The sequence below is a fragment of the Sediminibacterium goheungense genome (genome assembly GCF_004361915.1).
Classification (GTDB): domain Bacteria; phylum Bacteroidota; class Bacteroidia; order Chitinophagales; family Chitinophagaceae; genus Sediminibacterium; species Sediminibacterium goheungense.
On record NZ_SNWP01000011.1, the window covers coordinates 38,388 to 62,387 of the forward strand.

The 24,000-nt window shown below is 40.9% G+C and carries 24 protein-coding genes; 22 read left to right on the forward strand and 2 right to left on the reverse strand.

Annotated elements, in window-relative coordinates:
- The first annotated feature begins 182 nt into the window (after nt 1-182).
- A complete protein-coding gene (locus BC659_RS07660) occupies nt 183-1,061 on the forward strand; it encodes a PfkB family carbohydrate kinase (protein WP_133474131.1) in 879 nt (292 codons plus the stop codon).
- A gap of 117 nt (nt 1,062-1,178) precedes the next feature.
- Here the strand turns inward: BC659_RS07660 and BC659_RS07665 are convergent, their stop codons facing one another.
- Complete coding sequence (locus BC659_RS07665) at nt 1,179-2,573, reverse strand: DUF6055 domain-containing protein (protein WP_133474132.1); 1,395 nt, start codon at nt 2,571-2,573, stop codon at nt 1,179-1,181.
- Between the two features lie 408 nt (nt 2,574-2,981).
- On the opposite strand from BC659_RS07665, the gene BC659_RS07670 reads away from it, so the two are divergent.
- Together BC659_RS07670 and BC659_RS07675 are read left to right on the forward strand one after the other, a co-directional pair.
- The gene (locus tag BC659_RS07670) at nt 2,982-4,187 is read left to right on the forward strand and encodes an erythromycin esterase family protein (RefSeq protein ID WP_162847389.1); all 1,206 of its coding nucleotides are present in this window, start codon (nt 2,982-2,984) and stop codon (nt 4,185-4,187) included.
- Nucleotides 4,188-4,210: 23 nt separating this feature from the next.
- Nucleotides 4,211-4,831: an HAD family hydrolase gene (locus BC659_RS07675; protein WP_133474134.1), complete on the forward strand. Its 621-nt coding sequence runs from the start codon at nt 4,211-4,213 to the stop codon at nt 4,829-4,831.
- Between the two features lie 51 nt (nt 4,832-4,882).
- Here BC659_RS07675 and BC659_RS07680 read toward each other — a convergent pair whose 3' ends face one another.
- On the reverse strand, nt 4,883-5,119 hold the full coding sequence (locus BC659_RS07680; RefSeq protein WP_133474135.1) for a hypothetical protein: 237 nt from the start codon (nt 5,117-5,119) through the stop codon (nt 4,883-4,885).
- A gap of 170 nt (nt 5,120-5,289) precedes the next feature.
- Between BC659_RS07680 and BC659_RS07685 the strand changes: the two genes are divergently transcribed.
- The 19 genes from BC659_RS07685 to BC659_RS07770 all read left to right on the forward strand — a co-directional run bounded on the left by BC659_RS07685 (nt 5,290) and on the right by BC659_RS07770 (nt 24,000).
- On the forward strand, nt 5,290-5,760 hold the full coding sequence (locus BC659_RS07685) for an LSm family protein (RefSeq protein ID WP_133474136.1): 471 nt from the start codon (nt 5,290-5,292) through the stop codon (nt 5,758-5,760).
- A 68-nt stretch (nt 5,761-5,828) separates the two neighbouring features.
- Nucleotides 5,829-7,079 carry a transcription termination factor NusA gene (gene nusA / locus BC659_RS07690; RefSeq protein ID WP_133474137.1) on the forward strand — a complete coding sequence of 417 codons (1,251 nt, stop codon included), beginning with the start codon at nt 5,829-5,831 and terminating at the stop codon, nt 7,077-7,079.
- A gap of 135 nt (nt 7,080-7,214) precedes the next feature.
- A complete protein-coding gene (infB, locus tag BC659_RS07695; RefSeq protein WP_133474138.1) occupies nt 7,215-10,130 on the forward strand; it encodes a translation initiation factor IF-2 in 2,916 nt (971 codons plus the stop codon).
- Between the two features lie 197 nt (nt 10,131-10,327).
- Nucleotides 10,328-11,719: a peptidylprolyl isomerase gene (locus BC659_RS07700; protein WP_133474139.1), complete on the forward strand. Its 1,392-nt coding sequence runs from the start codon at nt 10,328-10,330 to the stop codon at nt 11,717-11,719.
- 549 nt (nt 11,720-12,268) lie between these two features.
- Complete coding sequence (locus tag BC659_RS07705) at nt 12,269-12,727, forward strand: MarR family winged helix-turn-helix transcriptional regulator (RefSeq protein WP_133474140.1); 459 nt, start codon at nt 12,269-12,271, stop codon at nt 12,725-12,727.
- A 51-nt stretch (nt 12,728-12,778) separates the two neighbouring features.
- Entirely contained in the window at nt 12,779-13,495 is a 717-nt protein-coding gene (locus BC659_RS07710) for a pirin family protein (protein WP_133474141.1), read from the forward strand.
- Nucleotide 13,496: 1 nt separating this feature from the next.
- Nucleotides 13,497-14,369: a pirin family protein gene (locus BC659_RS07715; RefSeq protein ID WP_133474142.1), complete on the forward strand. Its 873-nt coding sequence runs from the start codon at nt 13,497-13,499 to the stop codon at nt 14,367-14,369.
- A gap of 128 nt (nt 14,370-14,497) precedes the next feature.
- Nucleotides 14,498-15,025 carry a YceI family protein gene (locus BC659_RS07720; RefSeq protein WP_133474143.1) on the forward strand — a complete coding sequence of 176 codons (528 nt, stop codon included), beginning with the start codon at nt 14,498-14,500 and terminating at the stop codon, nt 15,023-15,025.
- A 147-nt stretch (nt 15,026-15,172) separates the two neighbouring features.
- Complete coding sequence (locus tag BC659_RS07725; RefSeq protein ID WP_133474144.1) at nt 15,173-15,556, forward strand: OsmC family protein; 384 nt, start codon at nt 15,173-15,175, stop codon at nt 15,554-15,556.
- A 343-nt stretch (nt 15,557-15,899) separates the two neighbouring features.
- Nucleotides 15,900-16,463, forward strand: coding sequence for an NADPH-dependent FMN reductase (locus tag BC659_RS07730; protein WP_133474145.1), 564 nt, complete (start codon nt 15,900-15,902; stop codon nt 16,461-16,463).
- A 54-nt stretch (nt 16,464-16,517) separates the two neighbouring features.
- Nucleotides 16,518-18,365, forward strand: a complete 1,848-nt coding sequence (locus tag BC659_RS07735) for an amidophosphoribosyltransferase (protein WP_133474146.1) — start codon at nt 16,518-16,520, stop codon at nt 18,363-18,365.
- Between the two features lie 181 nt (nt 18,366-18,546).
- Nucleotides 18,547-19,113 carry a Crp/Fnr family transcriptional regulator gene (locus BC659_RS07740; protein ID WP_133474147.1) on the forward strand — a complete coding sequence of 189 codons (567 nt, stop codon included), beginning with the start codon at nt 18,547-18,549 and terminating at the stop codon, nt 19,111-19,113.
- Between the two features lie 67 nt (nt 19,114-19,180).
- Nucleotides 19,181-19,606, forward strand: a complete 426-nt coding sequence (locus BC659_RS07745) for a DUF2141 domain-containing protein (protein WP_133474148.1) — start codon at nt 19,181-19,183, stop codon at nt 19,604-19,606.
- Between the two features lie 4 nt (nt 19,607-19,610).
- Nucleotides 19,611-20,063, forward strand: coding sequence for a DoxX family protein (locus BC659_RS07750; protein ID WP_133474149.1), 453 nt, complete (start codon nt 19,611-19,613; stop codon nt 20,061-20,063).
- Between the two features lie 250 nt (nt 20,064-20,313).
- Nucleotides 20,314-20,511: an alpha/beta fold hydrolase gene (locus tag BC659_RS16835; RefSeq protein ID WP_162847386.1), complete on the forward strand. Its 198-nt coding sequence runs from the start codon at nt 20,314-20,316 to the stop codon at nt 20,509-20,511.
- 376 nt (nt 20,512-20,887) lie between these two features.
- Nucleotides 20,888-22,012 carry a Fic family protein gene (locus BC659_RS07755; protein WP_133474150.1) on the forward strand — a complete coding sequence of 375 codons (1,125 nt, stop codon included), beginning with the start codon at nt 20,888-20,890 and terminating at the stop codon, nt 22,010-22,012.
- 158 nt (nt 22,013-22,170) lie between these two features.
- Entirely contained in the window at nt 22,171-22,590 is a 420-nt protein-coding gene (locus tag BC659_RS07760) for a hypothetical protein (RefSeq protein WP_133474151.1), read from the forward strand.
- A gap of 268 nt (nt 22,591-22,858) precedes the next feature.
- Nucleotides 22,859-23,491, forward strand: a complete 633-nt coding sequence (locus BC659_RS07765) for a hypothetical protein (RefSeq protein WP_133474152.1) — start codon at nt 22,859-22,861, stop codon at nt 23,489-23,491.
- 179 nt (nt 23,492-23,670) lie between these two features.
- The gene (locus BC659_RS07770; protein WP_133474153.1) at nt 23,671-24,000 is read left to right on the forward strand and encodes a nucleotide pyrophosphohydrolase; all 330 of its coding nucleotides are present in this window, start codon (nt 23,671-23,673) and stop codon (nt 23,998-24,000) included.

A 24,000-nucleotide genomic window follows, 5' to 3' on the forward strand; every position in this document is an offset into this window, starting at 1 on the left:
AGTATACCTGAAACGCAGGGAAATTCTTTATAATCGTTCATGATAAGCCACAGATTCACAGATTATTGTAAAACTAATCTGTGAATCTGTGGCTTATTATATTTATTTGATGCTAGATCTTTCAACACGTCCATATCAAAAACTTCTTTGAAGTTTGTAACTTTCGATACTAAGGATAAAACATGTACGATCTCACCTGCATAGGCCACCTCACACACGATAAAATTGTAACACCCGCTCATACGGTTCATATGACTGGTGGTACTTCTTTTTATTTTTCGCATGCCATCAAATCAATGCCCATTCGCTATCAGTTGATAACGACACTGGCTGAAGAAGATATGGTTTTTGCAAATGAACTGAAGCATAATAATATTGACATAACGGTTTTGCCCAGCATACATACCGTATACTTTGAAAACATCTATCCTGATACATCAGACCACCGTATACAAAGAGTATTACATGAGGCAGATCCCTTCAATCCTAAAGACCTGAAAAATGTACGGTCGAAATATATTCATCTTGGGCCCTTATTGGCCAATGATATAGTAACAGAACTGATTATTAATCTGGCTGCACAAACGGTGGTTTCTCTGGATGTACAAGGATACCTGCGGAGCGTAATCAATAAACAGGTAGTAGCCATTGACTGGAAAGACAAACAAAAAGTACTTCCTTATATCACTATGTTGAAAGCCAGTGAAGAAGAGGCACAAACGATAACCGGTGAAACAGATATGCGGAACGCTGCAAAAAAATTAGCTGACTGGGGTGTGAAAGAAGTGGTTATTACCCTGGGTGCCAAAGGTTCTATGATTTATGATGGAAGAGAATTGTATAGAATACCGGCATTCAAACCAACTGTTATGGCAGATGCTACCGGTTGTGGCGATACCTATATGGCGGGTTATCTCTACCAGCGAATAAAAGGGGCAGGCATAGCATATGCCGGTGCTTTTGGTGCAGCCATGGCCACTATTAAAATAGCCGCTTCCGGTCCCTTTAACGACACAGAAGCGGCCATTGAAAAAATTATAAAAGCAAATGATGTTCTATAAAATAACCCTGCGAAACCTCTGTTAACTCCTTTCTCTGCGATGGGGTTCCTAACGTCACCCTGATGAAGGAAGGGACGGCAGAGAACATGCGGACACAGTGTTTTCGCAGAGGATTGATTATTTGATAATTGAATCTACCAAACTGGTTCCTGTTAACTTAATTTGATAAGGCCATTGTTCTTCCAGTACCGGCGCAGCATTGGGTGATGGGTTTCTGGGTCTGCCGGGAATGGGCCAGTGTTCTGTGGGGGCACCCATTACGGTTAACCATAGAAATTCAGTGTCTTTGGGAATGGTAAATCGCAAAGATCCGCTGGCCTCTTTTCCTGCATCACTATATACACGTTTGCCGTTTTTCTGATAGGCCACAAAACCATAGCGCCATCCTGCCTTATCGGTTTTAACAGCATTAAATCCCGTACTGCCAACAACACCTTTGAAATCCAGTGAAATGGTTGTGCCAGCCTCAGGTACTTTTAGTTGTATACCATTATAACCATAGTTCTGCGGACAACGGGTGCTATCAATTCTGAACCACCCATCTTTCAGGTCATTCATGATGGTTACATGCTGGTTGGCATAAGGTTTTGCAACCTGTTCAATGCGTTTCATATCCCAGGTAATAAACCTCCGTGAAGCATCAAACATTTCGTCGTTGAATTGTTCCTGGGTAAGGTTGGTGATGCGTTTATAAGTAGTAACAGGATCTTCTCCGTTGAGTGTGGCGCGAGAAAATTCACCAAAAAATTCAATACCATGTTTATTCGACCAGTATTCAAATACATAGGGTGAATGATACATATTGGTGGGATGCAGAAAAGCAAAATGCGTTTTCTTCATAAAATCTTTCAGGTGATAATTTTCAAAAGTCATCCACTCCGGATATACCTGCCATAACATATACTGGGCCGACATTTCTGAAATAGGTCCACCGGGCCCCTTACCATTATCCGCACGTATCATATATTGAAAGGAGTGCCCAAGTTCGTGTGCCAGCGCGCCATAGGGTGCTTTGCTCATACGTACTGCCGGTGTCCATAATAAACCGATTTTATTTTCTGTACCGCCACCAAAAGCAGTAGCACCCTCACCGCCGATTACATATAAGATCATCTTGTATTGATCGGTAAAAGATTTTCCTTTTACCACCAGCTTTAATTTGTTTACATAGAAATCATAAAATCTTTCGAGTTCCTTAATAGCATCCTGTACGTTAAAACGTTTCGATTCAACAGGATTACTCATAGGATCCTTGCCAAACTCTTTTGACCAGAATACGACTATATTTTTCGATTCTACCATGCGTGAATAACTGAATTCACTGGTATCGCTGTTGTAGTTATTATTATCAGGAATACGAAAAACCTTTCCGGGTATGTACAATTCCTTTTCACCGGGTTTCTGAATTCTTGCAAAAGGTTCCGGAGGAGGCGTGTTATTACCGCCCTGCGCTAAAACAGCAGCCGGTAGTAATAACAGAAATAATGTTTTCAGTAATGGTTTGTGTAACATGGTTGGCTTGTTTTGAAGATGAATCTCCGGATGAAATATCAAAATAATCAGCTGACACATCCGGCATCAGAAAATGAATGTACTGTTTCTGATTGCTGTGTTTTACAAAATAGCCTCCGGGGTTAAAATATGTATGAACTTGGTTAAATCATTTGAAGGATAAAAACGTTTTCCAAAACGAAGGGGATATGAAGTACACCCGTACGAATAAGCAACTGTCATTTTTTTACGTTTCAAATCATACATATCAGGAGCTCTTTTTTTCTGCACCATTTATCAAAATCACAGAAAACATTTTTTGCAACATTTTATTTTGCCCGCTCTTTTTTAATGAAAACAGCAACCGTTAAAACCAGAATCGTGAAAATAAATATCAGAAAGCTAATATTAATAAGTGTATGTGTATGTATGTTTCTGATAGCATCCAAAGCACAAAATAAATGGATCGCAGACATGAAACCGTTTGATGTGAAAACGGAAAATCTGTCTGATCTGAATTATATAGGCAAGGCTATTGGCGATAGCCGGATTGTAATATTGGGCGAACAGGATCATGGTGATGCCACCAGTATGCAGGCGAAAAGTAAAATAGTACAATACCTGATAGAGAAAAAAGGCTTTACGGTTTTACTATGGGAAAGTGATTTTTTTCCTTTTAATGAAATAAGTACAATCGATAGTTGTAAAACAGTTGTACACCCGCATTGGTCAAGTCCGCAAGCCATGCAGCCGCTATGGAATTATCTGTCAGAAAAAACAACAAAAGCCGAATCTGTTATCATGCATGGTTTTGGTACTACGTTTAGTTCGCCTTATGCACAACGTAATATTCGTTTGCGGTTAGAAGCTTTACTGAAAGAAAAACAACTCAGCCTGGAAAAAAGTGCAGACAAAGTATGGTTTCTTTCAGTAGTAGATAGTCTGGTCATGAATAACAGTAACAGATTTGATACAGTTGCGCAGACGAAGTTTTATAGCTGGTGCGATCGTTTACAGAAAGAACTAAGGGGTAAACCAAGATCTGTTGTTTCTTTTGAAGAACAACTTATCTATAATATCAGGGCGAAAGCAGAACAAACATGGTTAAGGCAATACCGTGTAAAACATATGGCAGCCAATGCACACTGGTTATTAGAGAACAGGTATAAAAATAAAAAGGTGATTATATGGACCGCCAACTATCATGCAATAAAAGATTATGGCAAAGCGGTAGAGAATCACCCTATATCGGGGGCCATCTATCAAAATGCAGTTGATAAGGATACGGTAAAATCATTTACACAGTTGCTGCTAGAAAAAGGACATGAATCTGTGTATTCATTGGCCTGTATTTCTCTTTCGGGCACCTATACGCCAAGGGCCTGGATAAACCTCGACAATCCGGTTGAAAAAATTGATCCGCCCAAGGGAAATATAGAAACACTGTTGAATCGTGAAACGGATAAATCTTTGTTTGCAGATCTGAAAACATTACCCGGCGATCATTTGCTGAGAAGCCCGCTGTATATGATACCGGTTTCTCATACAAGGTCTTTAATGAGTCAATGGGAATATGTATTCGACGGAATCTTATTTATTAAAGAGCAAAAAGGATTGAAGGAGCCGATTCAGTGAGTGATGATGCATAGTTTTGCAGCATGACAAATGTTAAAAACATTCTCTTCGATCTCGGTGGCGTTTTTCTTGATATCAATTATCAGTTAACCGAACAGGCTTTTATTGATCTGGGCATCACAGATTTTGGCCAGCGTTTCAATCAGCAGTTCTCCAATACCCTTTTTGAAGACCTGGAAACGGGTAAAATAGATCCGGAGACTTTTTATGAGGCATTTCGTAAAGAAACGGGTACAAATCTGAGTAACCAGGCCATTGAAACAGCATGGAATGCGCTTTTACTGGATTTTCCAACCGAGCGACTGGAATGGCTGGAAGCCATCGGTAAGAAATACGCCGTATACCTGTATTCAAACACAAATATCATTCATTATCAATGCTTTATGAAGATGTTTGAAGAGCGTTTTGGGGGCAGATCCTTCAATGAATATTTCCGCACCGCTTATTATTCGCACGAACTGGGTATGCGCAAGCCCTATCCGGCATCCTATACCAGAATCATGGAGCTGGAACAATTAAATCCTGCAGAAACACTTTTCATAGATGATACGTTGAAAAATATCGAAGGCGCCCGGGCCGCCGGACTCCAGACCCGCTGGTTACAGCCGGGGATGCTGGTGCAGGAAATAGTGAGTAGTGAGTAGTCAGTACTGAGTAGAAAACGAATACACTCACTACTCACTACTCACTACTGACTATCTCACCTCCTCAAAATCAATATAATCATCGCTTTTCTTTGCTTCAGCAGCTTTCTGGGCCTGTTGCTGGTATTGCTGTTGCTGTTCAAATTGTTTGCGTGCTTCTTCCTGCTGGGCCTGCATTTCACGTACTTTATCCTTCATCTGTGAAGCTACTTTGGTGGCGGGAACCACAATCTTAAAAACCAGGTTGTACAGAAAGTAAATCAGTAAACCCCATAAAATAATCTTCATCCCGCAAAAATAAAACATTCTCCTCACCCCGGCTCGCCACCCCTCTCCACAAAGTGGAGAGGGGAAGGGGGTGAGGAGGAAATTTGGAATATTCGCTTATTTAATCGTATGTTTGCAGAAGGAAAAGAACAATAGAAGGGAACGGAAGCGTTCCCTTCTTCTATTTAGATATGTCAACAGAAACAGAAATTTCAAGGATTGAAGGGCTGATTACCACGATGCTGGCGGAAGAACCCGCCTATTTTCTGGTATCAGTACGCATTAAGCCGACCCATAACGTAAAAGTGTTCCTGGATGGAGATGAGGGTCTTGCCATTGAAAAATGCGTGTCTTTCAACAGAAAACTATACAAGCTGATCGAAGAAACCGGCATGTATCCGGAAGGCGAATTTTCACTGGAAGTATCCTCACCCGGTATTGATGAACCCTTGAAATTACACAGACAGTATACAAAGAATATAGGTCGTTTTATTGAAGTGCTGTTTCTGGATGGCAGCAAAAAAGAAGGTAAACTGCTGGAAGTAGCCGAAGCCGATATTATAATGGAGCATACGGAAGGCAAAGGCAAAAAAGCAGTCACACAACAACTGGTTATTCCATTCAATCATATAAAATCAACAACCGTTCAAATCAAATTCTAAAATCCTATTGCTCACAGCTCATAGCTCACGGCTCATAGCTTTCAGCAGGAAATATTAAAACTAAAGACATGGCTAGTATCAACCTCATTGAAGCGTTCCAGGAGTTTAAAGACGCAGAAAATATTGATCGTCCCACGATGATGAAAGTCGTAGAAGACGTATTCAAAACCCTGCTCCGTAAGAAATATGGCAGCGACGAAAATTTCGACGTAATCGTAAACGCAGAGAAAGGTGACCTTGAAATCATCCGCCGCCGTATGATTGTAGAAGATGGCGAGGTAATTGATCCATTGGCAGAAGTAGGTTATACCGATGCTGTTAAAATAGAACCTGACTTTGAAGTAGGGGAGGAATTGTATGAAGAGGTTGATATGGTTGACTTCGGTCGCCGTGCTATCCTGGCCGCCAAGCAAACACTGGCAAGCCGTATCAGCGACCTGAAGAAGAATGTACTGATTAAGAAATATGGTGACCGCATCGGCGAAATCATCAGCGCTGAAGTATACCAGGTATGGAAAAAGGAAGTTTTATTACTGGATGAAGAAGGTAATGAACTGATTCTCCCTAAATCTGAGCAGATTCCGCAGGATTATTTCAAAAAAGGAGAGAATATCCGTGCGGTGGTTGAGCGTGTAGACCTTAAAAACAATACACCGGTTATCATTCTTTCCAGAACCAGCCCCACATTCCTGGCCAAGCTGCTGGAAATCGAAGTACCTGAAATCTTTGATGGTTTGATTGCCATTAAGAAAATAGTTCGCGATCCGGGAGAGCGCGCGAAAGTGGCGGTTGAATCTTATGATGACCGTATTGATCCGGTTGGTGCCTGTGTGGGTATGAAAGGAAGCCGTATTCATGGCATCGTGCGTGAACTGAAAAATGAAAATATCGACGTAATCAATTTCACTACCAATATCCAGTTACTGATTCAGCGTTCTCTTACGCCTGCTAAAATCAGCTATATGGAGCTGGATAATGATAAAAAACATGCAGAAGTGTACCTCAAAGCCGATCAGGTATCACTGGCCATTGGCCGCCGTGGTGTAAACATCAAGCTGGCCTGTGAATTAACCGGTTATGAAATTGATGTGTTCCGTGAAGATGAGGAAGTGGTAGATGAATTTGATATTGATCTGGATGAATTCAGCGATGAGATTGAACCATGGGTAATTGATGAATTCAAACGTATCGGTTGCGATACCGCCCGTAGTATCCTGAATCTGACCGCCGAAGAACTGGAAAGAAGAACCGATCTGGAGAAAGAAACCATCGGAGAAGTAAGAAGAATATTACAGGAAGAATTCGACAGAGAGGAATAAGCAGCTATTAAGGCGCTATATTTGTCCGGAACTTAAACATTGCCCGGTCAGATTGTAGCCATAAAATTCGTCCATGGACAATTGTCCATAGTCCATGGGCCAACGACTATGGACCATTGGACCAAAAAAATTTGAATGTCAGAACTGAAATTACCAAGACTGTTAGCAGCCGCCAAAGAGTTTAATATTGGTCAGGATACCCTGATCGACTTTTTGGTGAAGAAAGGATTTAATAAAGATGACCTGAAGCCTACCGCCAAGCTTTCGGAGGACCAGTACTATGCCCTTCAGGCAGAGTTCCAGAGTGATAAGGTAGCTAAGAACAAGGCCGATCAGGTAGAAATACCCAAAGCAGCACAGGCCGAAGCGAAAAAGAAAAAAGACGAGGAAGAAATTTCCTTTATCAAGAAAGAAGAGAAGAAAGCAGCCCCGAAAGAAGAGCCCAAGCCAGAAGTAAAAGCAGAACCGGTAGCAGAACCCACACCTGTAGCAGAACCAGCACCAGCACCGGTAGCAGAAGTAAAAGCAGAGGTACCGGAACTTATAAAAGTGGAAGCACCCGAGATCGAGGCACCAAAAGTGATCAATAAGATCGATTTGTCAGCTATCGATTCTTCTACGCGTCCTAAAAAAGCAGCTAAGAAAAAAGAAGAAACGCCGGCAGCAGAACCCGCTCCCGCTCCAAAAGCAAAGAAAGAAGAGCCTGCTCCTGTTGTTACCCCTGAACCTCCTGCTGTAATACTGCCTGCTGCTCCTGAAGAAATAGAAGCGCCCCCTGTTATTGAAAATATCAGAGCAGAAAAACTGGAAGGTCCCAAGATTCTTGGAAAAATTGAATTGCCCGTTAACAGCGATACCCGTCCGAAACCCATTGCCAGAGACGAAAAACGTAAACGTAAACGTATTCCGGTAGACAAGAAAGAAGGCGGCGCACCACCACCACAGGTGGGTCCGGATGGACGTCCGTTAACCGGTCCGAATCGTCCGATCGTTCCTGCCAATAACAGGAATAACCAGGGCGGTGGTGGCGGATTTAACCGCAACCAGGGTCAGGGTGGCGGAAACAGACAGGGCGGAGGAAACCGTGGCGACAGAAACAGAAGAGGTGGCGGACCTGTTGAAGAAAAAGAAATAGATCAGAAAGCCATTCAGGAGAAAATCCGTGAAACACAGGCCAAACTGGCCGGAACAGGTGGTCGCGGAAAGAGCCTGAAAGCCAAATACAGAAGAGCCAAGCGCGATGAAGCCGCTGAAGCCATGGGTAATGAAATGAATGACGACAACAAGCTGCAGGTAACAGAATTTGTTACCGTGAGTGAGTTGGCCAACCTCATGGATGTAAGCTTTGCCGATGTAATCGGTAAGTGTATGAACCTGGGCATCATGGTATCTATTAACCAGCGTCTGGATGCAGAAGTAATTGAACTGGTTGCCAGTGAATATGGTTTTGAAGTAGAGTTCATTGGTGTAGATGAAACAGATGAGTTTGATGATGAACAGGATGAAGACAGCGAAGAGGACCTGGTACCAAGACCGCCGATTGTAACCATCATGGGTCACGTAGACCACGGTAAAACATCCTTACTCGATTATATCCGTAATGCCAATGTGGTAGCGGGCGAGGCAGGGGGTATTACCCAGCACATTGGTGCCTATGAGGTAACACTGCCCAATGGAAAAGCCATCACCTTCCTCGATACACCTGGTCACGAAGCGTTTACCGCGATGCGTGCCCGTGGTGCGAAAGTGACGGATATCTCCATCATTGTGGTAGCTGCCGATGATGCGGTGATGCCACAAACCCGTGAAGCCATCAGCCACTCACAGGCTGCCAATGTGCCGATGATTTTCGCGGTGAACAAAATTGATAAAGACGGAGCCAATCCACAGAAAATATACGAGCAGTTATCGCAGATGAATATCCTGGTAGAAGCCTGGGGCGGTAAGTTCCAGAACCAGGAACTCTCGGCGAAACAGGGTTTGAATGTAGACCTGCTCCTCGAAAAAGTATTACTGGAAGCCGAATTACTCGATCTCAAAGCCAATCCTGAAAGAGAAGCGGCGGGTACCATTATTGAAGCATCGCTCGATAAGGGTCGTGGGTATGTAGCTACTATTCTGGTACAGAACGGAACCCTGCGTCAGGGCGACCTGATCGTATCCGGTCAGTACTATGGTCGTGTAAAAGCCATGTTCAACGAACGTAACCAGCGTATTGAAGAAGCGCCACCTTCTACACCGGTAGTAATACTGGGTCTGAACGGTGCACCACAGGCTGGTGAGAAATTTAAAGTGTATGAAGACGAAGCTGATGCAAAAGAAACAGCTACCAAACGTGCACAGATATTACGTGAACAGGGTCTGCGTGCCAGAAAACATATTACACTTGATGAAATCGGTCGCCGTCTGGCACTGGGTAACTTTAAAGAACTCAATATCATCATCAAAGGTGATGTGGATGGATCGGTAGAAGCCCTGAGCGATTCCTTACAGAAACTGTCTACCGAAGAAATTGCGGTACGTGTTGTACACAAAGGTGTGGGTCAGATCTCTGAAAGTGATGTGTTGCTGGCTACCGCATCCGATGCCATTATCATTGGCTTTAACGTACGTCCTTCCATGCAGGCCAACCGATTATCTGAAACAGAAGGCGTGGAAATTAAACTCTACTCTATCATCTATACAGCCATCGACGAAATCAAGAGCGCGATGGAAGGGATGCTAGAACCGAAGATTCAGGAGAAAATTACGGCCAATGTGGAAGTACGTGAAGTATACAAATTCGATAAGGCAACCGTTGCCGGATGTTTTGTACTCGAAGGAAAGATCAGCCGTAACAGTAAGATCCGTATCATCCGCGATGGTATCGTTGAATATCCGAAAGGTGAAGGACAGGCAGCTGAACTGGGCAGCCTGAAACGTTTCAAAGACGATGTGAAAGATGTGGCATCGAATATGGAATGTGGTCTTACCATCAAAAACTTCAACGACCTGAAAGTAGGTGATATCGTAGAGGCATTCGAAGAAGAAGAAGTGAAGAGAACATTATAAGCTACGAGCCATGAGCTGCGAGCTTCGAGCCAGATAATTGTAAGAAAGGATTGAAAGCTCAATAGATAGCTTTCGATCCTTTTTTTTAGTGTAAGGCTCACGGCTCATAGCCCAAAGCTCACAGCTTTTTGTTAAAACCCTTGCCAGCCTGAGAAAACAGGGGCCGATTAACTAAATTTGGAACTCATAGAATAGATATGAAAAAGGTATTGCTGATTGTTATTATGCTTTGTGCCGGACTGGTATCGGTTATGGCACAGACCAAAAAAGTGGTGGCCGATAAAATTGTGGGACAGGTAGGCGACAGAATCATTCTGCGTTCAGATATCCTGAATGCCATCTCCGATATGAAGCGCCAGTATCAGGGACAGGAAAATGTAATCATACCAACGGAGTGCCAGGTACTGGAAGGTCAGCTCATACAGAAAGCATTGATCTTACAGGCAGAAAAAGATTCACTGAGTGTGACCGAAGAGGAGATTGACGCCACCATCGATAACCGTATCCGTGCTGCTATTCAGCAATACGGTTCAAAAGATGTATTGGAAGAAATTGCAGGTAAAACCATCTATCAGCTCAAAGAAGATTTCAGGATCACTTTCCGTGAACAGAAACTCGCAGAGCAGATGCAGAATAAAATCATTGAAACGGTAAAGATCACACCCACCGAAGTAAAAGCCTACTACAATAAAATACCAAAAGACAGTTTACCATTTTATGAAAGTGAGGTAGAACTGAGCCAGATCGTGATCATACCCAAAGCCAACAGAGATGTGGAAGAGTATGTATCGAAGCAGATGTATGACTACAAGCGGCAGGTAGAAAATGGTACACAGAAATTTGAAGCCCTGGTAAAACTATATTCTGAAGATCCAGGTAGTAAAGATGCAGGCGGACAGTACAACTTAAACCGAAACGATAAAAACTGGGATCCCGCTTTTCTTGCTGCCTCTTTCCGTTTAAAAGAAAATCAGGTATCGCAGGTAGTTAAATCAAAATTTGGTTTGCACATCATTCAGTTGATGTCGCGTTCGGGTGATGAAGCCGTGGTACGCCATATTCTGCGTATACCTCCGGTAACAGATGATGAAGTAAAAGAAGCAGTAGCCAAACTGGACTCTGTACGCAAACAGTTAAAAGCTGGTACCATTGCTTTTGGGGAAGCTGTAAGTAAATACAGTGATGATGAAAACAGCAAGTTCAATGCGGGTGCCATTACAGCTGGTCAGGATGGAAACATTTTCCTGAGCATCGATATGCTGGATAAGGATATGGTGGTAGCATTAAAGGACCTGAAGCCCGGCGATTTTTCAGCACCACAGGTATATACCGATGAAAGAGGCCGTAAAGCGGTTCGTTTATTATACCTGAAACGCAGAACCGAACCCCATCGTGAAAACCTGATGGATGATTATAACCGTATTGCACAGCGTGCCCTTGAATTCAAAAAGAATGAAGCGCTGGAAAAATGGTTCAAAGAACATATCCCTACTTATTTTGTATCCATCGATAAAGACTTCACCGGTTGTGATAGCATCAAAGACTGGAAAGCAGCGGCTGATAAAGCAGACAAGGCGAGGAAAAACTAGGGAATAAGAAATAAGGAATACGGAACAGAGAAAGTAGTGTTGACAAATAGTGAAAGAATGTGGATCACCATGATTATCATGGTGATCTTTTTTTGTGGTATATCTAAGTAGTAAACTTAAATCTGTAAACAATCGTAATGTTCAACCTTGCACTAACGATATTTCGGCCTTCGAAAAAAAGCGTTAAGAAATTCATGGAATGAAGCGTTAAGCAATAGATGATGCTGGGTTTTATTGAATTGCCGAAGCGCAGTTACGATCAATCAATGAACTAAAAGCTTGGCTTTAGACTTCATCCATTGTAGCTGAATGCAATGAATTTTAGCTTTTTTTCGACAGCCTTGACTTTTTTTGTTACTTTTTTGTGTCAAGACAAAAAAGTAAACAGCGGGTAATTGTATAGTAACGCTGCCATAAAACTTGCCTAGTAATCGATACATCTAATTTTCATTCCTTACTTAATACTTTTAAGTAATTGATAATTAACGATTTAGAAACAAGGTAAAAATAAATTTGGAAATTATATGTACATACACGTATATTTGTGTTGTGAAACTGGAACAAGCCATACAAAGTACAAAATTCAAAAGCGAAGTGCAGAAGGCAGGATTGAATATACTGTACACAGCCTGGTGGCTTAAGACAGTAATGAGCAGGGAACTGAAGGAGTTTGGATTAACGCATGAGCAGTACAATGTATTACGCATACTGAAAGGAAAACATCCGGAACTGATGTGTGTAAAAGATATTGCCTGCCGCATGATTGAAAAGAATTCAAATGTTCCCAGGATCATTGACAGACTGGAAATTAAGAAATTGGTGAAGCGTGCTACGTCGGAAGCAGACAAAAGAGAAACAGTGATTTCACTTACCCAAAGTGGCATTGCCGTACTGGAAGCCAGTACCAAACAACTCGATGCAGCCTACGCAGATACCATTACCATCTGCGAAGCGGATGCGGCCAGCATCAATGAACTGCTCGAAAAAATACGGGAAAACGAAAACTAAAATTTTTTAAACAAATACATGTATGTACATGTATTATAAACCGAAAAGCATATGAAAACGATCTTACATAAAGCAAATACCAGGGGTCATGCCAACCACGGCTGGCTCAATAGCTACCATACCTTCAGTTTTGGTCATTACTATAGTCCCGACCGTATACATTTTGGTGCGCTTCGCGTACTCAATGACGATACAGTGAAAGGTGGTATGGGTTTCGGTAAACACCCACACGACAATATGGAAATCGTTTCGATTCCCTTGTCTGGCGATTTGCATCACCAGGACACTACCGGTAGAGATGAGATCATCCGTCAGCACGACGTACAGATCATGAGCGCAGGTAGCGGTATTGCGCACAGTGAAACCAATGCCAACAACGACAAAGAAGTAAAATTTTTACAGATATGGGTTTTCCCAAAAGAAAGGGATATTGAACCCCGCTACCAGCAAAAATCTTTTAAACCCGAAGATCGGGTAAACCAGGTACTCACTGTGGTGGCACCCGATGATGAGAATGCCGTATGGATTAACCAGGATGCCTGGTTTTCACTCGCCAACCTCGAAGCGGGTATTGAAAAAACCTATGAAATCAAAAGAAAGGAAAACGGTGTGTATGTATTTGTCATCAGTGGTGATGTGACCATTAACGGGCAGCAACTGAATGAAAGAGACGGATTGGGTATTACCGAAGTAAGCACACTCGATATCAAAGCCGATACCGCCGCAGAAATTTTATTGATCGATGTTCCTATGATAAAGGAGGCATAAGATGAAAGCGAACAGAACGATTAAAAGTATATTATACGCAACACCGATGGATATGGGTGGTATGCCCATCAGGCAACCCTTTCCATCACAGAAAGCGGAAAGAATAGATCCTTTTCTGTTATTGCACCATGCAGACATCAAAGTACCTACCCATGTAGCAACCAAACATGCAGGCGTAGGTCCGCACCCACACCGTGGTTTCTCACCTGTGAGTTTTATATTCAAAGGAGGTGTACATCACCGCGATAGCAGGGGTAATGATAATGTGGTATATGCAGGTGGTACACAGTGGATGAATGCAGGAATGGGCGTAATACACAGTGAAAGACCTCCCGTAGATATCCACGAAATAGGAGGTCGCCAGGAACTGATTCAGTTATGGGTAAATACACCCGCCAAACATAAAATGGATAAGCCCACATATCAACCACTTACGGCAGAAGATACACCGGTGGTGAAAACGGAAGATGCACGCGTAAGCGTAAACATCATTGCAGGTGAGTTGAATGGCGTGAAAGGTCCGATCCATACTTTATCAGATGTAAACACATTCACCGCTACATTCAGCAAAGGAGGAAAGTTCTTTTTTGAAATACCAGCTACACACAATGCCTTCATCTATGTGTTACAGGGAAAAATCAATGTAACGGGTGATGGTGAAGTGGAGGGGAAATATGTGGCTGTATTTAATAACGATGGTACAGGTTTTGAACTGGAAGCAACAGAAGACAGTGTGGTATTCATCGGAACCGGAGAACCCCTGAATGAACCCGTAGCCTCACACGGCCCCTTTGTGATGAACAACCAGACCGAACTCATGGAAGCCTTCCGCGACTACCAGCTCGGGAAAATGGGGGTGCTGATTGAGGAATAGCGAGTAGTGAGTAGTGAGTAGTGAGTAACGATTTTTTTATAACCACTCACTACTCACTACTGACTACTCACCCGATCCAACACAGTCAACTATTTATAAACTATTATCAAAATAAAAAATCAAACACAATGGCAACTTACAAAATCGACGCAGCACACAGTGAAATTACCTTTAAGGTAAAACACCTGATGATTACCAATGTTACTGGTAGCTTTACCAGATTTGATGCTACTATGGAAAGTGAAGCCGCTGATTTCAGCGATGCTAAAATTTCTTTTGAAGCAGATGTAGACAGTGTAAGCACCAACAACGAACAGCGCGACGGGCACCTGAAAAGCGACGACTTTTTCGCAGCAGAGAAATTTCCGAAACTCACATTCGTATCAAAAAGCTTTACCAAAAAATCGGATGATGAATATACACTCACCGGCGATTTAACCATCCGTGATGTAACCAAAACCGTAGACCTTACAGTAGAATTCGGTGGTAATATGGTTGACCCATGGGGTCAGGCAAAAGCCGGTTTCGAAATCAACGGAAAAATCAACCGTAAAGAATTCGGTCTTGGTTGGGGTGCAGTAACAGAAGCAGGTGGCGTAGTGGTAAGTGATGAAGTGAAGCTTCATTTAGCAGTACAGATGATTAAGCAAGCGTAATAGTGAGCAGTGAGTAGTCAGTAGTGAGTATAGGTCTGAGCGATCTTTCAGGGTTGCCTAATTACAAAGTTTTCTAAACTTTACAATACCTTAATCACTCACTACTCACTACTCACCCCTCATCCCTCACTTATAAAATCAATCAGTATGACAACAGCCAGCATTGCAACAACAAAATACCGGGTACAGCTGGATAACGGCAGGCATTTATTTGGTGCGGATGAACCCGTGGAAAAAGGCGGACAGGATACAGCTCCGGCACCCGATGAATTGTTGGAAGCATCGCTGGCCAGTTGTACTGCCATAACCTTACGCATGTATGCCGACAGGAAACAATGGCCAATGGAAAGTGTAGACGTATCTGTGAAACTGGAAAGAGTAGAAGGTAAAACCATCTTTACACGTGATATTACATTGCATGGCAACCTGGACGCCGAACAGAAAGAAAGGCTGCTCCAGATCGCCAAACTCTGCCCCGTCTCAAAAACACTCAGTGGCAGTAGTGAAATCAATACATCCATAAGTCAATAAATCCCTGCGAAACCTCTGCGCTCTCATGTTCTCTGCGGTGGGGTTTCTCACGTCACCCTGACAAAGGAAGGGAACGCAGAGATCACGCAGGGAAAACTTCTCAGGTTTTCGATAAACGAAAGAATCTCACAGAATTCAGCTGTATCAGCAACCTGAGCAGCATAGAATAGTAGCTTGCATACTGAACCGGAGAGAAAGAATATTGTTAATAGCTTATAGTGAATAGCTAATGGCGTATGGGGAATAGCATATAGAAGAAGGCATAGCGCTTTAGAAAAGCACTATCAGCCATATGCCATGAACCATTAGCTATCAGCCATCACTAACCCCAAACTTGCAAAAAATGAATATAGAAATCATAACTGGGAGTCCCAGAACAAACAGTGTAACCCATAGAGTAGCACTGTTCTTACAAAAACACCTGACAGCCACCACCCAGCACCAGGTAAATATCATCGATGTGCGCGACTGGAAACTGCCGCTGTTGGAAAAAGTATTCAATTCAGTAGAAAACACACCTGAAGAGTTTAAACCCCTAGCAGAAAGAATGTTTGCGGCAGATGCCTTTATACTGGTAACACCGGAATACAATGGCAGCTATTCACCAGCCTTACAGAACCTGATGGATCATTTTCCCAAACAAAGCCATAAACCCTTTGGTTTAGTAACGGCATCAACAGGGGCCATGGGTGGTATGCGGGCCAGTCAGCAGTTGTTATTACTGGTGCCTGCTTTATTTGGCATTCCATCACCTTATATGCTGGTAACACCCTTTGTAGATAAGAAATTCAATGAGGAGGGTGAGCTGATAGATGGATCTTTTAGTAAGTCTATTGATCTGTTTACCAATGAGTTCCTCTGGCTGGCAGAGACCCTGAGACCGGAAATGAGTACATCTTACAATTAACTTTATAAAACGTGGCGGAGTTGTTAACTTCGCCACTTCTTTTTAAAATATATCATGAGCGACGAGATCAAACACGAATGTGGGCTCGCCTACATCCGACTCCGTAAACCTTTCTCTTATTATCTGCAAAAGCATGGAACGGTAACCTACGGCCTCAATAAGCTGTACCTGCTGATGGAAAAGCAGCACAACCGTGGTCAGGATGGTGCCGGTATCGCCGCCGTGAAACTGAATACCGAACCCGGAAACCCCTTTCTCTACCGCCAGCGAAGCAGCGCACCCCAACCCATCGCCGATATCTTCTTTAAAATAGGTCAGGAAATACAGGAACTGGAGAAATACCAGCCCGATATTAAACAGCATCCCGGACTCATGAAGGGCCATCTGCCTTTTATGGGAGAACTGTTGCTGGGTCACCTGCGGTATGGTACACAGGGTAAGAACAATGTAGAGTTTTGTCACCCCTTCATCAAGCGCGACCTCATGCCGGGTAAAAACCTGGCACTGGCAGGCAACTTTAACCTGGTGAATACGGATGAGCTCTTCGACCTCATCAATATGAGTCCCGGTGATTTCCAGAAACAGAGCGATCTCGCTGCTATGATGGAAGTGATCCATCATTTTCTGGCGAAGGAAGATGAACTGAATCCGAATGCTGCCGAGGTAAAAAAAGTACTGGAGAAAGCCACTCCTTTATTTGATGGTGGTTATACCATTGGAGGCTTACTGGGTAATGGATCGAGTTTTGTGATGAGGGATGCACATGGTATACGCCCCGCTTATTATTATATTAATGATGAAGTAATAGTGGCAGCGAGTGAACGTGCTGCCATCAGAACCACTTTTAATGTAGGTGAGAATGAAGTGATGGAGCTCATGCCCGGCATGGCCATTATTGTGGATGACAAAGGAAATTACGCGATTGAAAAAATACTGGAACCCAAAGAAAGAAGGGCCTGCAGTTTTGAACGCATCTATTTTTCACGCGGTAGTGATGAAAAAATTTACAGGGAAAGAATTGCACTGGGACATCACCTGAGTCAGACGGTGCTGGAACGCATCAACAACGATTTGCGAAATACCATTTTCTCTTATATACCCAATACTGCCGAAGTAGCTTTTTACGGACTGGTAAAAGGCATGGAGCAATACCTGAATAAAATTAAGGTAGAACGTATACTGAGCTGGGGTAATGATTTTACACCGGAGAAATTGGAAGAAATGGTGAACCGTAAAATTCGCCAGGAAAAAATAGCCATCAAAGATGTAAAGCTCCGCACATTCATTACCGAAGATGCCAATCGGAATGAAATGGTACAGCACGTGTACGATATAACTTACGGAACGGTACGTGCAGGAGAAGATACGTTGGTGGTAATAGACGATAGCATTGTACGTGGTACCACGCTCAAAGAGAGTATTGTAAGGATGCTGGCCCGTTTAAAACCGAAGAAAATCATTGTGGTATCATCTGCACCGCAGATCCGTTACCCCGATTGTTATGGTATTGATATGAGTAAGCTGGGTGATTTTATTGCCTTCCGCGCCGCTATTGCTCTGTTGAAAGAGAGAAATATGGAACATGTACTCACGGAAGTACATGAGAAAATAAAAGAACTGACACGCAATGGACAGCTGCATACGGAGAATGTGGTGCGCCAGGTGTACAAGCCTTTTACCACAGAAGAGATATCCGATAAAATTGCACAGCTCATAACACCGGCTGAAATAGATACACCGGTAGAAGTTATTTACCAGACCATTGAAGACCTCCACGACAGCTGCCCCACCAATACGGGCGACTGGTATTTCACTGGTAACTACCCCACACCAGGAGGTAACAAAGTGGTGAATAAGGCTTTCCTGAATTTTATTGAGGGGAAGAATGTGAGGGGCTATTAATCTTATAAGTAAACCTGATTTATTTACCATGCGCCTCAGCAATGAGGCGCATTTTTTCTGTATGCTGTTTTTGGAAAAGTGATATTGGTTTTTAATAGATTTTTTTAATATACACATATTGTGTTTCGTATATTCATGAGTTAGCGGTAAGGTAATATCAACCAAATACTAAGTGTAAGTCATGGAACAAATCAAAGAGTATTTTAAACAAGCATTTACAATAACCGATAAAGACTGGCAGATTTTTTCCTCAAAACTTTCAAAAAAAGAATTCGCCAAAAAGACACAAATTCTTTGCGCGGGAAACATAGAAAATTATCTTTCATTTATTGAAAAAGGGATTGTTCGTTTTTATATTCCTGATGAAGATAATGAAGTGACATTTTCCTTTGCTTTTGAAAAAGTATTTGTAAGTGGTTATGATTCTTTTTTGACCAGAAGTCCATCTGTTTACAATATAGAAACTTTAACGCCCACTACTGTTTGGAGACTTTCTTTTGATGACCTGCAAAATATTTATGAAACAACTCATATTGGAAATACAATTGGGCGTAAAGCTTCCGAAGATTTGTTCATCAAAAAATCGAAAAGAGAACTGTCGTTATTGACACAAACTGCTGAGGAGCGTTATTTAAATTTATTTACAGAGCAGCCCCATCTATTACAACTAATTCCTCTTAAATACATTGCCTCTTACATCGGCATAACGCCACAGGCATTAAGTAGAATCAGAAAACGAATTTCTTAACCTGGGTTCATTGTTTACTTCTAAGTAAACGGTCAATTTTGCGGTATATAATTAAACGAACCCGGTGATGAAAAATTTAATACTACTTGTGATTGGCATTTCTGGCAGCCTTATTTGTTTTAGTCAAGATAAACGACAAACAGTAATAGTTACTAATCTTGAAAATATAAAAGGGGATCTTTATATTGGCTGGTATAATGAATCTTCTACTTTCAGGATCAACGAAAAAGCTATTTATCGTGAAAAAATAAAGGTTTATAATCAAAAAGAAATATCTGTTGATTTCATAGATATTCCCAATGGAAAGTATGCAATAGCAGTTTTTTTAGACGAGAATAATAATTATAAACTGGATAAGAACATTTTTGGAATTCCCAAAGAAAAATATGGCTTTTCAAATAATATTTTACCGGCATTAAGAGCTGCTACTTTCGAGGAATCTGTTTTTGAATTGAAGCAGCAACGTTCAGCTATAAAAATTAAATTGAAATAAAACAATGAAACCATTAGTCGTTTTAGTCAGTGTTTTTTTGATTTCAATTTTTGCAATAAGATTACTAACCCAAAAATATGATCCTTATTTATCTGCGAGAATTGGGATGTGCGCAATGTTATTTTTTACAGCAATAGGCCACTTTGTATTTACAAAAGGTATGGTTTTAATGATACCTCCGGTAGTACCTTTAAAAACGGAGATTGTATATTTTACTGGTTTTTTAGAGATATTATTGGGTATTTGTCTACTGATTCCAGGATTGCATACGTACACAGGTTGGGTATTAATTGTTTTTTTTATACTGCTGATCCCTGCAAATATTTACGCTTCCGTAAAACATGTGGATTACCAAAAAGCATCTTTTGACGGTAATGGCTTAGATTACTTATGGTTCAGAATTCCATTACAATTTCTGTTTATAGTATGGACATATTTTTCGACTGTTAGAAGCTAATATAGAAATACCCAATACTGCAGATTCACCTGGCCCCTTTTGTAGTTAAGCCCATGCCTGAAAAGTCGATGAAAAAAGCCAGACTAAAGTGTTTAGTAAAGCGCATCCCCCGTTAAAAGTGTTCTTACATGAAACATGAAAATTGATATCCACGAATAATGGAATTTCAATGTTGCTAAAGCGTATTCGCTATATAGAAGAACGAAAAGTATAAAGGGAATGTTGGGTTATGCCCCTGCTAAAATTCATTGTGCCTATACGATTAATCAATGGAATAGATGATCCGATCTCGGGTAAACATCTGGCAGATCGCTTTGCCGAACTCTTTCCCAATGCTGATATTGTATTATTGAAAAATTGCGGACACTATCTACATGTAGAAACACCAATACCGGCTACTGGTATTTCACCGGCAACTACCCCACACTGGGTGGTAACAAAGTGGTGAATAAGGCTTTCCTGAATTTTATCGAGGGGAAGAATGTGAGGGGGTATTAATCTTATAGGTAAAACTGATTTATTTACCATGCGCCTCAGCAATGAGGCGCATTTTTTTGTGTCTTTCTGAGTGCTCTGTGGCATTCAATTGCCACTGAAAGCACAGTAGTACACAGTCAGGGTGTTTTACCATACCGGGCGCATTTGTTACTAAAAAAACCACCACAAAATCGTTTGTTACTAATATTTCGGCATTTTTTAGTAACAAAAACTTTTGTCACTAGTATACTTACTACAAACCCATTAGTATATAAAATTTCGTCAAATAATATATACAAATATCTTTGTTTATAATAAATAGTTTAATTTTATTAACAAATCAGTATATGGTTGATTTTAAAATTGATAATGCCGTCAGGTATCATTACGATCAATTTCCTCCTAAGTCACTGGATTACAATAGGTTGGTTAAGAATCTAATTAGTGCTACAGATGCATTAAGCAGATATGATCAAATGTTGAAAAACCTGCATAACAATGAAATATTGCTGGCTCCCTTGAGAAGTCAGGAAGCTGTTATTTCATCAAGGATAGAAGGAACGATCAGCACCATAGATGAAATCATGCAATATGAGGCGGAGAGCGATGAGGGCGACGATAGTGCTTTGCCGGTAAGAGCTGATATTATTGAAACGGTATTGTACCAGCGGGCGTTAAAAAACGCGCAAAAAGCATTGGAAGAAGGTTACCCTATCTCAGCCAGTTTTATAAAACAACTGCACCAGCAGTTATTGTATTTGGGAAGGGGTGCATCTAAGTCGCCTGGTGAGTTTAAAAAAGAACAAAATTTTCTGGCAGATCAGATCCGGAAAACCATTCAGTTCATACCTGTTAGTCCGGAAAAACTCACAGACGGATTGGATAATTTATTTAATTATTTGGATCATAGTGACGACCCTGTATTAATTAAAACAGCATTGATGCACCTGGAGTTTGAAGCACTGCATCCTTTTCAGGATGGTAATGGAAGAATTGGAAGGATGCTGATTACTTTGTTTTTGTGGAAACAGGGGGTTATTTCAGAGCCGCACTTTTATATCAGTGGATTTCTGGAGGAACATAAAGATGAGTATATTGATATTATGCGGAATGTTTCTGCAGCTGGTAATTGGAATGAGTGGTGTATTTTTTTTCTACAGGCAGTAGAGAAACAAGCCATCAGAAACTTACAGATAGCTGAAAAAATTAAAATCTTGTATGATGAAATGAAAATTAATTTTTCAGAAATACTGTCATCAAAATACAGCTTGCAGGCATTAGATTTTATATTTACCAATCCCGTTTTCAGGAATAGTAAGTTTACCAGAAGTTCAGGTATTCCTGCACCTACCGCATCAATTTTTACAAGAAGGTTATTAGAAGCCGGATATATAACAACTCGTCAGGAAGCAGCAGGCAGAAGACCTGCCTTGTATTCTTTTGAGCCACTGATGCGGCTGGTAAGAATTTAATGACACTGTTGATAGCATTACTTTTAGAACTTTTGAGAGTGTACACCAGGTGCTGCAAGTTGGCATAACGCTTGTTCCCTGTAAAATTCTCCGCTCGTTTTCCAAATAGTGTTAGTTTGTGCTGATAACTAAACCAATCAACAAGCCGATACCTTAAAATGACATTGTTCCAAAATAAAAAAACCAATCTTTTTTTAGCTTTTCTTTTTCTGGCAGTTTCTATTATTGGCTTTATGGTAAAATTGCCCTCGGCTTTCAGGCATTATGATAAGGAGTTACATTCATTATTTTATTTTTTAGCAGCCGCATTTCTCAATGTATTGTTCGCTAAAAAAAGATTTAGCAGACATATACTCATATTTGCTTTCCTGTATTTGCTGGGCATGTCTATAGAATATGCGCAGGAATATTCCAATCAGTTTTTCCGTAAACGAATACATGGCCGTTACGATAAGGAAGATATTCTCTCGAATTTGAAAGGACTGATTGCGTTTTCGGTTTTGTGGATTGTATATGTTGGGGTGGTGTCATTTATAAAGAAACCCTCAATTCGTAACGAAGCTGATGATCGTCAGTAGTAAAGCTCAATAATAAATAATAGTGGGTAAGCTTTTAAATTTTACCGAGGGGGAATATGAGGGGGTATTAATGAAAATTGATTTTGCTGATAGAACGGAAAGCATCTTATGAATAATAAGGTGCTTTTGTTTTTTACTAAGTAATGGTTTATTGGAATTTGGGTAGGATATAGATTTTCAATGGTATTTATATATTGTATATATGTGGGTAGTTGTGTATATTTATGAGTTAGGGATAATCTTAGATAATACACAAATAGACAAGTTCATGTCAGAAAAAGAACTTAGAGATATACTATTTCAAAAATTAAAAGATATTGTTAAGTCCCCATACTTAATTGAAACGGAGGTTCCTGTTCCATATAAACATATTTATATACCAACGGACGGCGAGACAAAACTTGAAATTTGGTGCTTTAAACAAGATATCACCATATACAAAATTCTATTCGACAAAACTGTTAAGCAAAAGGACAGTAAAGTCATGAAAGAAGCTAAAACTTTGATTGAAGTTGTTCTTGAAAAAGATAGTGGTCAAAATTCGCATCATGCTGGGCTTCCATTTGTCATTCTTGAACTAAAAAAAGGGCAACCAAACACTCATGAAATATTGACTTATTCACAAAAAGCGGAAATGATAAAAACTATTTTTCCTTACTGTCAATTTCTGTTTTTAATACTTGGTGATGTTTCTGCGAGAAGTTACAGGCATGGGATAAATTTTGATCAAGTGATTTCTTTAAAAAACCCGAATGATGACGATGAAATCAAAGGCTTGAAAAAGATATTAAAGGAACACTTTAATATTGCAAAAACAAGACTGAAACAATTAACCGAAACAAATCGTAAACGAAAGATTAAATCAAAGGGCGCTGCTAATCCTAGCCTACCAAAAACTTAGTGAGTGAATTTCGCCCATCGGCTGTTGAAATTCAAGTTGGCTTTTGCAATTTGACTAAGTTGCTTCAAAGCGTGTCTGAGTAATTTGTTGGTTCACAGATTATCAACTCTTTGCAACAAGAACGAATATTACACGTAACCATACAAAAACAACTAGCTATAAATAAAAATTATTCAAGCATGAAAGAAATCGAAGAGATAATTCAAGAACTTTTGAAATTCAGAAATGAAAGAGACTGGGAACAGTTTCATAATCCGAAAGACTTAGCCCTTGCGATCAATGTTGAAGCAGGAGAATTGCTAGAACTGTTTTTATGGAAGAATTATGATGGGGTAAGCAAAGAGAAAATTAAAGAAGAATTGGCAGATGTATTCGCCTATGCTTTTTTATTAGCTGAAAAATACAATCTTAATGTCAAAGATATTGTACTCGAAAAGATAAAAAAAAATGGAGAAAAATATCCTGTTGACAAGTCAAAAGGGAATGCAAAAAAGTATAATGAATTATGA